Raw genomic sequence first — 13,817 nt, 5'->3', positions numbered from 1 at the left:
CGGGGGAATCCGCCAATTGCCACGTCTCGTCGCGACAACTACGGAGCGGGCGGTTTGGCATTTTGGCTGCGGTACTCACCGGGAGTCTGTCCCGTTTCCCGTTTGAACACCGCACTCAATCGTTCCTTATGGCTGTATCCCGTCCGGTGCGTGATCTGCTCGAGTGTCATCTTGGTTTCAGTGAGCAGCTGTTTGACACGTGCGATTTGAGTCGCGGTGATCAATTGGTGCAGCGTCTGGTCTAATTCTTCTTGGCAACGACGTTCGAGCTGTCGGCGTGAGAGAGTCGTGAATTCCGCGACGTCGCCGACATTGATTCCGTCACAAGCATGTTGGCGAATGAAACGGCATACCCGCGCCAATTCGACGTCGTCGACCGCAATCACTTTGGTCGAAAAACGTTCGCACACCGACGTCGGCGAGATGTACTCGATTTGTTCTTCAGGCTGTAAACCCGAGAGCATCTGGTGCAAGATTTCTCCCGCCCGATACCCGACGCGAACCGCGTCTGGCCGAACGCTCGATAAAGTCGGATCACAAAGCAGACAGATCGCGTCGTCATCATCGACCCCGATGACGCCGATGTCATCAGGAACCGACGCTTCAATATTTCGGCACGCGTTGAGAACCTGTTGCCCTCGAATGTCGTTGCAAACAAACAGCCCCGTCGGACGCTGCAACGTTGCCAGCCACTTGGACAACGGCTCAAAGTCGACCAAGCCTGCTTCCTCGAGCATCGTCAACGAACTGCTCGGTTTCCCTTTCGACTCATACACCGACAGCGTGCAGCCGGATGCCGCAACGAGTTCACGGAAGTATCGCAACCGTGCGTCGGAGTAGGACGCGAAACGAAACCCGCAAAATGCGAACCGACGAAAGCCACGATCCCAAAGATGCTCGAACGCCAACTCGGCGACTTTCTTATTATCCGTCTCGACTTGTGGAATCCCATCGAACTTGCGATTGCAGCGCACGTCGACGATCGGCACGTTAAGCTTGCGTAACGGATCGATCGTGTGCAGATCGACGCGGGCGATCACACCACTGACTCGTGCACTCGAAATCCAGTCCGGGAACGCCGAATCGAGTGTCATTTCTTGATGCAGCAACGACCAATCCACCTGCGTGCGGGCAAAAAGAGCGACGCCGCGAAGAAGTTCACGTCCATAGGCGCGAGATGCCTCGACGAGCAACGCGATTCGGGGACGTGATTTAGGTTTCATGAGTTTATCCGAAAGCATTCTAGCTGACGCAAAAGATTAATTTTGTGTCGCGTTTTGTTCCCAGCGAGGGGGATTATTTCGCTATTATCTAGCCCCAAGGTGCCAAAGGAAGACGCATTTTATTCCTTTGCGATGCTCAGCGGAAGGCAGTTTGCGGCGAAACGTCACACACACTCCCGCTGAACAACGTGATCCTTAACCTTGAAGGAGCGCAGGCGGAGCTCGTCAAGATTCAAGGAAATGAACGCCTCCCCACGTGTCGCGTGCCCGCGATATTGTTCCTTTTTTCGAATTCTTTTAGTCGTCGCAATCATGCATTCAGAAGACTCTCCCGCGATTGCTGATACCGAGCAATCAACCGGTTCGAAAGCCGCCGTGGTTCCGAGCCAATACCTGTTCCCCTTCATTCTGGTCACAACGCTCTTTGCGTTATGGGGATTCGCCAACGATATTACCAACCCGTTGGTCCGAGCGTTCAAAGAAATCTTCTTGATTAGCAACGCCCAGAGCAGTTTGGTTCAGTGGGCGTTCTATGGCGGCTACGCAACCATGGCAATCCCGGCGGCTTTGGTGATCCGCAAAGTGTCCTACAAGTCGGGCATTATCATCGGCCTGACGCTCTATGCGATCGGTGCACTGTTGACGATTCCCGCCAGCATGATGATGGACTTCAACGTCTTCCTCGTCGGTTTTTACGTGCTGACCTTTGGTCTCGCGTTCTTGGAAACCACCGCAAACCCTTACATCTTGTCGATGGGCCCGCGGGAAACCGCGACTCAGCGATTGAATTTGGCTCAAGCGTTTAACCCGATGGGGTCGCTAACCGGCATGATCGTCGCCAGCACGTTTATTCTGCCTGGTCTTCAAGTTGCCGACTTCCGAGCTTCCGAGTTGGCCGCTCACCCCGAGTACGCAACCATGTTGCCCAGCGAAGTGGATGGACTGATCACCGTTGCGATGGAAGAACACGCCGTGGCGGAACCCGAGGCTCGCCAAGCGATGATGGCTCACGATTTGGATGTTGTGAAAACTCCGTACGTCGTGATCGCGTTCATCGTCTTGGCAGTGTTGGTGCTATTCGTGGTCACCAAATTGCCTGATACGGGCCATGAGGAAGAAGAAATTCACATCGCCGTCTTGATGAAAAACCTCCTTACCAATTGGCAATACGTCGGCGGCGTGATCGCGCAAACGTTCTATGTCGGTGCCCAAATCATGTGTTGGACCTTCGTCATCCACTACGGGATGACGTTGGTCGGTCTCAGCGCTTCGCAAGCTCAGAATGCCAACATTGTCGCAATGATCATCTTCTTGGTCAGTCGCTTCATCTGCACGTTTATCCTGAAGTTCATGCAGCCCGGGTTGCTACTCGGCATTCTCGCGATCGGCGGCGGATTGCTCACCGCCGGAGCAATCTTCCTGCAAGGCATGACGGGGCTGTATTGCCTGATCGGAGTCTCGGCGTGCATGTCGTTGATGTTCCCAACGATTTACGGCATCGCACTCAATGGTCTGTCACCAAATGATGCCAAGCTGGGCTCGGCCGGTTTGATTTTCGCAATCGTCGGTGGTGCATTCATGCCTCGCTATCAAGGTGCGATGATCGACGGCGAAGGGATGACGATCGCCGGTCAAGCACTCGAGTCGGTACGCGTTTCGTTCTTCTTGCCTTTGATTTGCTTCATTGTCATCGCGATCTTCGGTTTCTCGGTCTACCTACTGCGTCGCAAACAAGCGGCACCCGTTATCGCCAGCTAATGATCCAGCGGAAGATGACTGTCCGATCTGGTAATCGCATTCTTCCGCGTTCTTTACGCGGTAGGCTCTTGCCGAACTCGACAACCGCAGCTGAATTCCACTCGGTCGTAAACCAGATGTCCCCAAACCTTTTCTCTCCTCACGCCGTCCCTGTTGCTGACAATTTTTAGATTCGTTCGCAGCGGTCCTCACAACGGAAAACCTGAAAGGAAATAGTTCCATGTCCAGCAACAACTCCTCACCGACGATCTGGAAGGGTGACCTACCCAAAATCGGCATTCGTCCGACCATCGACGGGCGTCTCGGCGGAGTCCGCGAATCACTCGAAGACCAAACGATGAACTTGGCAAAGACCGTTGCCGAGTTGATTGCGTCCAACGTTCGATATCCCAATGGGGATCCCGTTGAGTGCGTGATCTCGGAGTCGTGCATCGGCGGAGTTGCCGAAGCCGCTGAGTGCGACGCACTGTTTCGCCGCGAAAACGTCGGCGTGTCGCTGACCGTAACACCTTGCTGGTGCTATGGTTCGGAAACGATGGACATGGATCCGCTGCGTCCCAAAGCCGTCTTCGGGTTCAACGGAACGGAACGTCCCGGCGCCGTTTATCTCGCTGCGGTTTTGGCCGGACACACGCAAAAAGGCATCCCCGCGTTCGGCATCTACGGCCGCGACGTGCAAGAAGCCGGCACGTCCACGATGCCCGCCGACGTCACCGCAAAAATCTTGGACTTTGCCCGCTGCGGTCTCGCCGCGGCATTGATGAAAGGCAAAGCCTACCTGTCGATGGGTGGCACCTCGATGGGCATCGCCGGTTCGATGTTGAACTACGATTTCTGGGAAAAATGGCTCGGCATGCGGGTCGAAGACATCGACATGAGCGAGTTCATCGGCCGGATGAACAAAGGCCAATACGATGCCGCTGAATACGAAAAGGCTTTGGCTTGGGTCAAAGAAAATTGCCCCGAAGGGAAAGATTACAACAGCGACGACACCAAACGCTCACGCGAGCAACTCGATAGCGAGTGGGAAGACTGCGTGAAGATGGTGTTGATCGCACGCGACCTGATGGTCGGCAATCCGAAATTGGCCGAAATGGGGCTCAAGGAACAAGCCCAAGGTCACCAAGCGATCGCATCGGGCTTCCAAGGTCAGCGTCAATGGACGGACCACTTCCCCAACGGCGATTTCATGGAAGCGATCCTCAACACGTCGTTTGACTGGAATGGCAAACGGACTCCTTACATCGTCGCGACCGAAAACGACGGTTTGAACGCCGCCACCATGTTGTTCGGGCACCTGCTCACCAACACCGGTCAAGTCTTCGCCGACCTTCGAACCTACTGGAGCCCCGATGCCGTTGCCTCGGCATGTGACGGCTATCAACTCGATGGAGTCGCAGCGGACGGACTCTTGCACCTGATCAACTCAGGCCCCGCGACGCTCGACGGCACCGGACAGCAAAAAGATGCCGACGGCAATCCGACGATGAAACCATTCTGGGACATCACCGACGAAGAAGTCGACGCGTGTCTTAAAGCCACCACTTGGCACCCTTCGATCACGGAGTATTTCCCAGGCGGCGGCATGAGCAGCCGCTTTGCCACCCTCGGAGGAATGCCCGCGACGATGACCCGGATCAACCTTGTCTCCGGACTCGGACCGGCTCTGCAAATTGCCGAAGGTTACACGGTTGAACTGCCCAAGAACGTCCATGACACATTGGATTTGCGGACCAACCCGACTTGGCCGACGACGTGGTTCGCCCCCATCGTCACCGGGCGTGGAGCGTTCACATCCACCTACGACGTGATGAACTCCTGGGGTGCAAACCACTGCGTGATGACAGCGGGACATGTCGGTCACCTGTTCATCACATTGGCGTCGATTCTTCGGATCCCGGTCTACATGCACAACGTCGCCGGCGAACGCGTGTTCCGCCCGAGTGCGTGGAATGCGTTTGGTACCGACAACATCGAATCCGCTGACTTCCGTGCCTGCGAAAACTTTGGCCCGCTCTACGGACGCGCCTAATCTTCTGCTCCCAGGCACGCTGCCTGGGATCTTGCAATATACTGAACTTTCCCTCAATGCAGGCTCGCGGCCTGCATGCTGTAGAGAATGCAAATGTCTTCAACACAAACACAATCAGACCTGCTCGAACTCTCTCATTTTCTCGGCCAAGAAGATCGCAACCTCGCGATCCTGGGCGAGGGCAACACGTCCGCCAAACTCGATGACGAGTCGTTTCTCGTCAAAGCCAGCGGCAGTTGCCTGGAAACGCTCGGCAAAGACGACGTCGTCGCTTGCCGATTTGACGCGTTGCTGCCGATGCTCGATAAGGACGACCTGACGGATCAGGAAATCGAAGATCACCTGCTCGCCTGCCGCGTCGATCCGGAATCCAAGAAACCGTCGGTGGAAACGCTCTTTCACGCTTACCTGCTGACGCTCCCCGGGATCAACTTCATCGGGCACACTCACAGCATCGCGGTGAACCAGATTCTCTGCTCGCCGATCGCTGAGCAATTCGCCACGAAGAAACTCTTTCCGGACGAAATCGTTTGCTGCGGCGCCCGATCGGTCTTCGTCCCCTACACCGATCCAGGGTTGCGACTTTCGCAAGTCATTCGCGAACAGACACAGAAATACATGGACGAACTCGGCACGCCCCCACGCGTGATCCTGCTCGCCAATCACGGCCTGATCACGCTCGGAAAAACACCGGGAGCGGTCAAGGCGGCGATGTTGATGGCTCACAAGTCGGCGGAAATTTTCGTCGGCGCGGCGGCTTTGGGCGGGCCCGTTTTTCTTTCCGATGAAGACGTCGATCGGATCGCCAACCGGATCGACGAACACTATCGACAGCGAGCTTTAAAACTATGACCAGTCGTTACTACGTCGCGTGTGATCTCGGTGCAGAAAGCGGTCGCGTGATGCTTGGCAGCGTCACCGATGGAAAATTGGTCCTCGAAGAAATCCATCGCTTTCCCACCGGCGCCACGCGTATCCAAAACTCACTGCGTTGGAATGTCCTCGGGATCTTTCAAGAACTGAAGACCGGGCTGCAAAAAATTGCCGCTCGTGGAATCGCGGTCGCCTCGGTGAGCGTGGATTCATGGGGCGTCGACTACGCGTTATTCAATGAACGCCAGCCGCTGCTCGCGACGCCCTACCAATATCGGGATGCCCGAACGGAAAAGCGTTACACGGCGGCCCTTGAAACGGTCGGACGCGAAACGATCTTCGCCGAAACCGGCATCCAGTTCATGTCGATTAATACGCTCTACCACATGATCGCGGATGTCGAAGACAATCCGGACGTGCTCGGGATTGCCGATCAGTTCCTCAACATTGCCGACTACCTGAACTATCTGTTCTCCGGGGTTGCCCGCGCCGAAGTGAGCTTGGCGAGCACAACGCAAATGTACAATCCCACCACGGGTTCGTGGTCTGCGGAATTGCTGCGTCTGTTCAATTTGCCCGAACGGCTGTTCCCTCCGATCGTGGCCTCGGGCACACCTCTCGGTCCGATGACGGCGGAATTGGCTAACGACACCGGGCTCAAAGGGACGCAAGTGATCGCGACCTGTTCACACGACACGGGCGCCGCCGTGGCTGCCGTGCCCGCCGCCGAGGGAGACGATTGGGCCTACCTGAGTTCAGGCACGTGGTCGCTGATCGGTGTCGAATTGCCGGGGCCGTTGATCAACGAAGCGGTTCGGGAAGGCAACTACACCAATGAAGCCGGCTTCGGCGGCACGACGCGTTTTCTGAAAAACATCGTCGGGTTATGGCTGCTCCAAGAATCCCGCAGGGCATGGCTACGTCAGGGCAACGAATATGACTACGCCGAGATCAATAAGCTGGCCGAAGCCGCCGAGCCGTTTCGTAGCCTGATCGATCCTGACGACCCTCGATTCTTGAGTCCCGCGGACATGCCCGAAGCGATCGCAGGCTATTGCCGCGATACAAAGCAACCGGTTCCCGAATCACCTGGTCAATTTGCACGATGTATCCTCGAAAGTCTCGCGTTACTCTATCGGAGTACGCTCGACACGATCGAACGCTTGACCGGACGGACGATCAAGAATTTGCATATCGTTGGCGGTGGTAGCCAGAGTGCATTACTCAATCAATTTGCCGCCAACGCGACCGGACGCAAAGTATTGGCGGGGCCGGTCGAAGCAACCGCGATTGGAAATGTGTTGATCCAAGCGGTCGCACTTGGCGACCTGGAATCGCTTTCGGCGATGCGTGATTTGGTACGTCAATCGTTTCCGATCGACACGTTCGATTCAACCGATTTCGATCAATGGAGCGAAGCGCAGAAGCGATTCGAAAAACTACGCGAATCAACCTAACCGAACAGTGCAATGGTCACGTAGCTCGGTCTCTCGGGACATTGATTTACTTACTGCGGGATTTCAATCATAGCGGAACGGCGCAAGCCGTCCGGTGACTCGGGACCGGACGGCTCGCGCCGTTCCGCTAAAAAAACACTCAAACAAGCAACGTATCTCCGAGACCGAGAACTGCGGGCGTCATCCGCTTGCGAACCCTCGCGAGACCTCGATTTACTTACTGCGAGATTTCAATCGTAGCGGAACGGCGCAAGCCGTCCGGTAATAATAGCACTAAAACAATCAATGTCCCGAGAGGGTCGGCGACGTCCAATGTCGCGGTGTTCAGCTAGATCACTTACATTTTAGGTAGTGGTGGCTTCCATCCGCCAACATACGAACGACGGCGACTTCCAGACGCCAACGCACAGCCGAAGGCAGCTGGAAGCCACCACTACTTTTTCGCAACTCCAATCGAATTGAAAACGCTCTAGCCTGGACCGAGTGCGATCGGTTTTGAAGATAGGCCGGCATGCGACTCCGCTGTCGCATTTCCGGTCGGTTAACCCTCCCGTGAAACTTGCGAGTTGTCTGCAGTGATACTTGGAAACCAAAACGCGACCGAACAACCGCTTCCCGAGTGGTTACTACGTCCGTTGGTCGAAGACCTACCGCTGCACCTGATCATCAAAGACGTTCAAGGACGGTTTCTCTACGTCAATCGCGAGACCCGCAAACTACTCGGTTTGCCCGCCGAAGCGATCATCGGGAAGACCGACTTCGAATTGTTCCCGCACGACCTTGCGGCCAAGTACGTCGACGACGATCGTCGTGTGTTAGAGACCGGACGAACGTGCGAACATATCGAACTCAACATGGTCGCGTCGATCAATCGCAACGTCTACGTTCGCAAGAACCCGATCTTTGATCCCCAAAACAACCTTTTTGGGATCTCGGTCGCGTTCTTCGATATCACCGCTCAAACCGAGGCGCAAGCGGAATTGGAACAAGAGCAATTCTTGTTTCATACCTTGCTCGACAACCTGCCCGATTTCATCTACTTCAAAGATCTCGACAGTCGGTTCTTGCGAATCAGCCGGACGTTGGCGCAGCGAATGGGGCTCTCGGATCCCCGCGAAGCGATCGGAAAGACCGACTTCGACTATCACCGCGAAGCTTACGCGCGGGCCGCTCGCGAAGATGAACTCAGTCTCTTGGAGAGCGGCCAAGAAATCCTCGGACGCGAGGAGTACGCAATCTGGCCCGATGGTTCGAAAACATGGGTGGCCACGACCAAGCTGCCGATGCGGGATCCCCACGAAAAGATCGTTGGCACCTTCGGGTTGTCACGCGACATCACCGAAATGTGGGAAGCCAACGAAGCCTTGGTGCTCGCCAAAGAAGCCGCCGAATCCGCCAGTCGCGCCAAAAGTGAATTTGTCGCCAACCTGAGCCACGAGATCCGAACTCCGATGAACGCCGTCATCGGAATGTCGGAACTCCTTTTGAGCAGCCGCCTCGATCCGGCGCAAAAAGATCAAGTCAGCACGATCCTCGAGTCCGGCGAAGCGTTGCTCGGGTTGCTCAACGAGATACTCGATTTTTCACGCATCGAGTCGGGCCATGTCGAGCTCGATCCGATGCCCGGCGACATCCGCGAAATTGTTGCCGGCGTCATGAAATCGCTCGCCGTCCGGGCTCACGATAAAAACATTGAATTGGCGTTGGATATTTCATCCGATGTGCCTCAGCGCGTCGTTGCTGACTTCAGCCGCCTGCGGCAAGTCCTCGTTAATCTCGTCGGCAACGCGATCAAATTCACCGAAGTCGGCGAGGTGGTTCTGAAGATCGAAGCACAGCGTCAGCCAGACGATACCGTCACGCTCCGATTCTCCGTACGAGACACCGGGATCGGTATCCCTGACGAAAAACGGGACGTCATTTTCGAAGAATTTGAACAGGTCGATCGGTCCACAACGCGTCGCTTCGGCGGTACCGGTCTGGGCCTCGCGATCACGCTGCGAATCGTGCGAATGATGGGCGGCCAGATTGACGTCACCAGTGAATTGGGGCAAGGCAGTTGTTTCGCGTTTTCGGTGAATTTCCCGATCGGCCATGACGCTCCCGAAAGCCTCAAGAACGATCTGCTCTCTGTCGTCAACGCCGTCCGCGTCCTGATCGTGGACGATAACGAAACGAACCGAACGATCCTGGCGAACATCGCCCGAGAATGGGGAATGCAGCCCCGAGTCGCACCGGGCGTGACCATCGCCCTCAACGAACTACGACGAGCCGAAAAGGCAGGCGAGCCGTTTCAAATCGTTCTCTCAGACGTCAACATGCCCGATCGCGATGGTTTTGAATTGGCAAAATGCATCCGCGAAGACGGAGCTTTGCGGCACATCAAAATCATCTTGCTGACGACCGGGATCCGCGAAGAAGACCTGGAACGCGTGTCCGAACTCGGGATTCAGTCGCACCTGATGAAGCCGATCCGACATTCGGCGCTGCTCGACGTGGTCGCCACCGTCATACGTGACGAATCGACGACGGATGCGGAACCGGTTAAGGCAAACCGCGACAGTCAACACGGCGAAACACGTCCGTTGCGGGTCTTGTTGGCCGAAGACAGTCTGTTCAATCAAAAAGTCGCAACGTACTTATTAAGCGAACAGGGACACCAAATTACAATCGCCGAGAACGGTCGCGAAGCGGTCGAGAAATTCGCCTCCGAGCCGTTTGATCTCATCCTGATGGACGTGGAAATGCCCGAAATGGACGGTTTTGACGCGACCATGGAAATTCGTAAAATCGAAGAAGAATCCGAGAGCGGCAAACGCACCCCGATCATCGCCATGACCGCACACGCGATGGCCGCCGATCATCAACGTTGCCTCGATGCGGGAATGGACGCTTACATCTCAAAACCATTCCGCCGAGAAAATGTTTTGCAAACGATCGCTGACCTGACGGCTCCGTAGGCGTGTATCCTAGTAAGTACAGCGTGACGCAGATCCACCAGTTCTGCCAACGCACTTCATTCCCCCGATTTTTCCAAAATCCCGCCCACACAAAGTGCGTGAGCTCCCAGCCCCGCTGGACTGTTCGCCCACGCGTTGTTTGGTGACCGACCAACGTTAGGATTCCCTCATGACCCAACCGCGTCCATTGATTCATCCCCGCGACGAAATCAAGCATACGATGAGCCGCATATACGGCTACCGAATGACCACGACCTCGGGCGGGAATCTCTCGATTCGCGACGAGTCCGGTGACATCTGGATTTCTCCCGCACGCGTCGACAAAGGTAATCTCACGCGAAACGACATCGTCTGTGTGAAATCCGATGGAACCGTCGACGGACTTCACCCGCCGTCGTCCGAGTTCCCGTTCCACAAGGCGATCTACGAAGCGAGACCTGACATCCGTGCAATCGTCCACGCCCACCCGGTCGCCCTGGTGGCATTCAGCATTTGTCAATCGGCGCCCAACACCAAACTGTTCCACCAGACACACTCGGTCAGTGGCCGGGTCGGGTTTGCCCCCTACGCGTGCCCCGGCAGCGAACAGCTCGGCGCGAACATTGCCGCGACATTCGCCGAAGGATGCGACAGCGTGATCCTAGAAAACCATGGCGTCGTCGTCGGTGGAGAATGTTTGTCGACGGCGTTTCAACGATTCGAGGCATTCGAGTTCGCCGGAAAAACCTTGATCAAAGCACGGCAAATCGGCAAGGCACGCTACCTCGATGACGAGCAACTCCGCATCGCGGCCGATCGAAGTGTGGCCTTGCCCACATTTGAGCCCGAGACGGCCCTCCCCACCGAACGCGAACTACGTCGGCAACTATGCGAGTTTCTACGTCGCGGTTGTCGGCAACGATTGTTGATCAGTACCGAGGGCAGCTTTTCAGCTCGCCTGGACAAAGACACGTTCCTGATCACCCCCACCCAAAAAGATCGTGAAGAACTGACCGTCAACGATATCGTCCTGGTCAATCGTGGCCGACAAGAACTCGGCAAGAAAGCTAGTCGCGCGGTGCTGGCTCACCAGGCGATCTATGATAACGACCCTGAAGTCAAGGCGATCGTGTTTGCTCACCCGGTCAACGCGACCGCGTTCAGTGTCACGGACGTTGTCTTTGATACACGAACGATTCCCGAGAGCTATGTGTTCTTGCTCGACGTCGACCATGTCCCTTACGGCGTACAATATCAAGCTGACGGCAGCATTGCAAAATACGTTTCCACACGATCGCCCGCTGCGATCTTGGAAAACGACGGGGTTGTCGTCGCCGGCAAAAGCGTACTCGACGCCTTTGACCGACTCGAAGTCCTCGAATCAACCGCCGAAGCCGTGATTAACGCACGCTCGGTCGGCGACGTGTCGGTGATGCCCGACGAAGTGATCGCCGAACTGCGTTCCGCCTTTAACCTCAATTAAACGAACACACTTTGTCCGCAGTCATCATCCAAGGACGACTTTTCGAACACCTCCATCTGGTAAATCAAGCGAACATCTCCCCTACGAGGAATACAACATGACCTTTCGACAATTAACGCTACTTTGCTTCGCCGCCTTGCTTTTGAGTCCCTGCAATTCCTTTGGCCAAGAGACGGCCGAGAAACGTTCCGGGAACATGGATGAATTGTGGGGTGATCGCGTCACCAAACTCCGCGCCGAGAACGCCGAACGGGGGCAACTGTTTGATGAAGGCAATTACGCGATGTTCATCCACTGGGGGCTGTACTCGCAACTCGGCAACAAAGTCGACGAGAAAACCTATTACGGGATCGGCGAGTGGATCATGAACAAACGCATGGCCGACATTCCGATCGCCCGCTACAAGAAACTCGCCGGAACGTTCAACCCGGTCAAATTTGATGCCAACGAAATCGCACGCATCGCCAAAGATGCCGGCATGAAGTACATCGTCATCACCGCAAAACACCATGACGGTTTCGCGATGTACCACTCCAAGGCGTGTGACTTCAACATCGTCGACTCAACGCCCTGGAACAAAGATCCGATGAAGGAACTCGCCAAAGCCTGCCGGGATGCGGGACTCGGGTTTGGATTCTACTACTCGCACAATCAAGATTGGACGTTTCCCGGTGGTGGTGGTGGACCGGGCGTGGACGAAGAAGGAAACCGTGCCACCTTCGACGATTACTTCGAGAAAAAGTGTCTGCCACAAGTTCGCGAGATCACCACCGAATACGGACCGATCGAGATCGTGTGGTTCGACACGCCCGGAAAGATGCCCAAACATTATGTTGAAAAACTCGTCGAGGTCGTCCACGAGAACCAACCGCACGCGATGGTCTCCGGACGCGCCGGTCACGGACTCGGCGATTATCAAACGCTTGGCGATATGGAAGTGCCACGGGAAAACATCGAAGGGATGTGGGAGAGCGTCGACACAACGAACGATTCATGGGCCTACGCTTGGTACGACCAGTACTGGAAATCACCCCGTGAAATTCTCAAACGGTTACTCGCCTGCGTCGGCCGTGGCGGAACGTACATGCTCAACATCGGCCCCCGCGGCGATGGAACGGTGCCTGAACGCGCCGTCAAAACACTCGAAATGTCCGGCGAATGGATCCGTCGATACCCGCAAGTCGTTTATGCCGCAGACGCTTCACCTTGGGAGCACGCGTTGCCATGGGGTGACGTCACCCGGCGTGGCAACACGCTATATCTTTGCGTGTTCGAATGGCCCATGTCCGGCAAACTTTATCTCCCCAATTTGAAAAATGAAATCGAATCCGTTGAGTTGCTCAACGCCCCTCAATCGGAACCGGTCACTTCAACACGTCAAGGAAACGCAGTCGTTCTGACGCTACCACCGCGTGCACCCGAGAAGCTCGTTTCAGTCGTCGAACTAAAATTGGTGGGTGAGCCCGACGTCGATCCGACTTGGGCGATCGACCCGAGCATCGAGACCGAATTGCTAGTTGAGTTTGCCGACGTTAACAACGCCAAAAAGGAAGAGAAACGCTGGATGGAAAAATTCGGCGAATGGAAAGGCATCGTTCACGCTCACGACTGGAAAGCGGACAGCAAAGCGTCCTGGACGATCGACGTGCTCGAGGCAGGTGAATACAACGTCGACTTGACCTACGCCGGTGAAGGGCGTCTGGTCTGGAAAGTCGCGATCGAGGGTGGTGAAGCGATTCAAAACCAGCAGAATTCATCACACAACTACCAAACATTCCCGATCGGCTGGATCAATTTCCCCGAAGCAGGAAGGTACACAATGGGAGTGAACTGCATCGAAGGCGAAGTCGAAACCGCTAGCCTGAAAGCAATCCACTTCACGCCAGCGTACTGATCCCCTCGTACTCTTCCTAGCGGTACGGCGCGAGCCGTACGGTACTCCTACCGCCTCGGGTTCTTCTTAGCGGTACGGCGCAAGCCGTCCGGTCCCACCCAACGCTCTCGCGATTGCATCAGCCGCATCAGATGAGGATTAACAGCCTGTTGATTTAT

At 55.7% G+C, this 13,817-nt stretch carries 8 protein-coding genes; 7 read left to right on the top strand and 1 reads right to left on the bottom strand.

Translation table 11 applies throughout. The features are described from left to right. Positions 1-38 precede the first annotated feature (38 nt). On the bottom strand, positions 39-1,223 hold the full coding sequence (locus NB063_RS27905; RefSeq protein ID WP_250932352.1) for an AraC family transcriptional regulator: 1,185 nt from the start codon (positions 1,221-1,223) through the stop codon (positions 39-41). Positions 1,224-1,535: 312 nt separating this feature from the next. Here NB063_RS27905 and fucP point away from each other — a divergent pair, with 312 nt between their 5' ends. The 7 genes from fucP to NB063_RS27870 all read left to right on the top strand — a co-directional run bounded on the left by fucP (position 1,536) and on the right by NB063_RS27870 (position 13,659). Next, on the top strand, positions 1,536-2,981 hold the full coding sequence (gene fucP / locus NB063_RS27900; RefSeq protein WP_250932351.1) for an L-fucose:H+ symporter permease: 1,446 nt from the start codon (positions 1,536-1,538) through the stop codon (positions 2,979-2,981). Between the two features lie 220 nt (positions 2,982-3,201). Next, positions 3,202-5,013, top strand: coding sequence for an L-fucose isomerase (locus NB063_RS27895; RefSeq protein ID WP_250932350.1), 1,812 nt, complete (start codon positions 3,202-3,204; stop codon positions 5,011-5,013). Positions 5,014-5,106: 93 nt separating this feature from the next. Beyond that, complete coding sequence (locus tag NB063_RS27890) at positions 5,107-5,865, top strand: class II aldolase/adducin family protein (protein WP_250932349.1); 759 nt, start codon at positions 5,107-5,109, stop codon at positions 5,863-5,865. Further along, the gene (locus NB063_RS27885; protein WP_250932348.1) at positions 5,862-7,343 is read left to right on the top strand and encodes a rhamnulokinase; all 1,482 of its coding nucleotides are present in this window, start codon (positions 5,862-5,864) and stop codon (positions 7,341-7,343) included. Before NB063_RS27890 ends, NB063_RS27885 begins: the two co-directional genes overlap by 4 nt. Before the next feature lie 575 nt (positions 7,344-7,918). Beyond that, a complete protein-coding gene (locus NB063_RS27880) occupies positions 7,919-10,303 on the top strand; it encodes a hybrid sensor histidine kinase/response regulator (protein ID WP_250932347.1) in 2,385 nt (794 codons plus the stop codon). Positions 10,304-10,472: 169 nt separating this feature from the next. After that, a complete protein-coding gene (locus NB063_RS27875) occupies positions 10,473-11,765 on the top strand; it encodes a class II aldolase/adducin family protein (protein WP_250932346.1) in 1,293 nt (430 codons plus the stop codon). Positions 11,766-11,862: 97 nt separating this feature from the next. Continuing rightward, the gene (locus NB063_RS27870) at positions 11,863-13,659 is read left to right on the top strand and encodes an alpha-L-fucosidase (RefSeq protein WP_250932345.1); all 1,797 of its coding nucleotides are present in this window, start codon (positions 11,863-11,865) and stop codon (positions 13,657-13,659) included. Positions 13,660-13,817: the final 158 nt, after the last annotated feature.

Source organism: Aporhodopirellula aestuarii (genome assembly GCF_023701485.1).
Classification (GTDB): domain Bacteria; phylum Planctomycetota; class Planctomycetia; order Pirellulales; family Pirellulaceae; genus Rhodopirellula; species Rhodopirellula aestuarii.
This window is presented reverse-complemented; position numbering and strand designations above follow the sequence as displayed.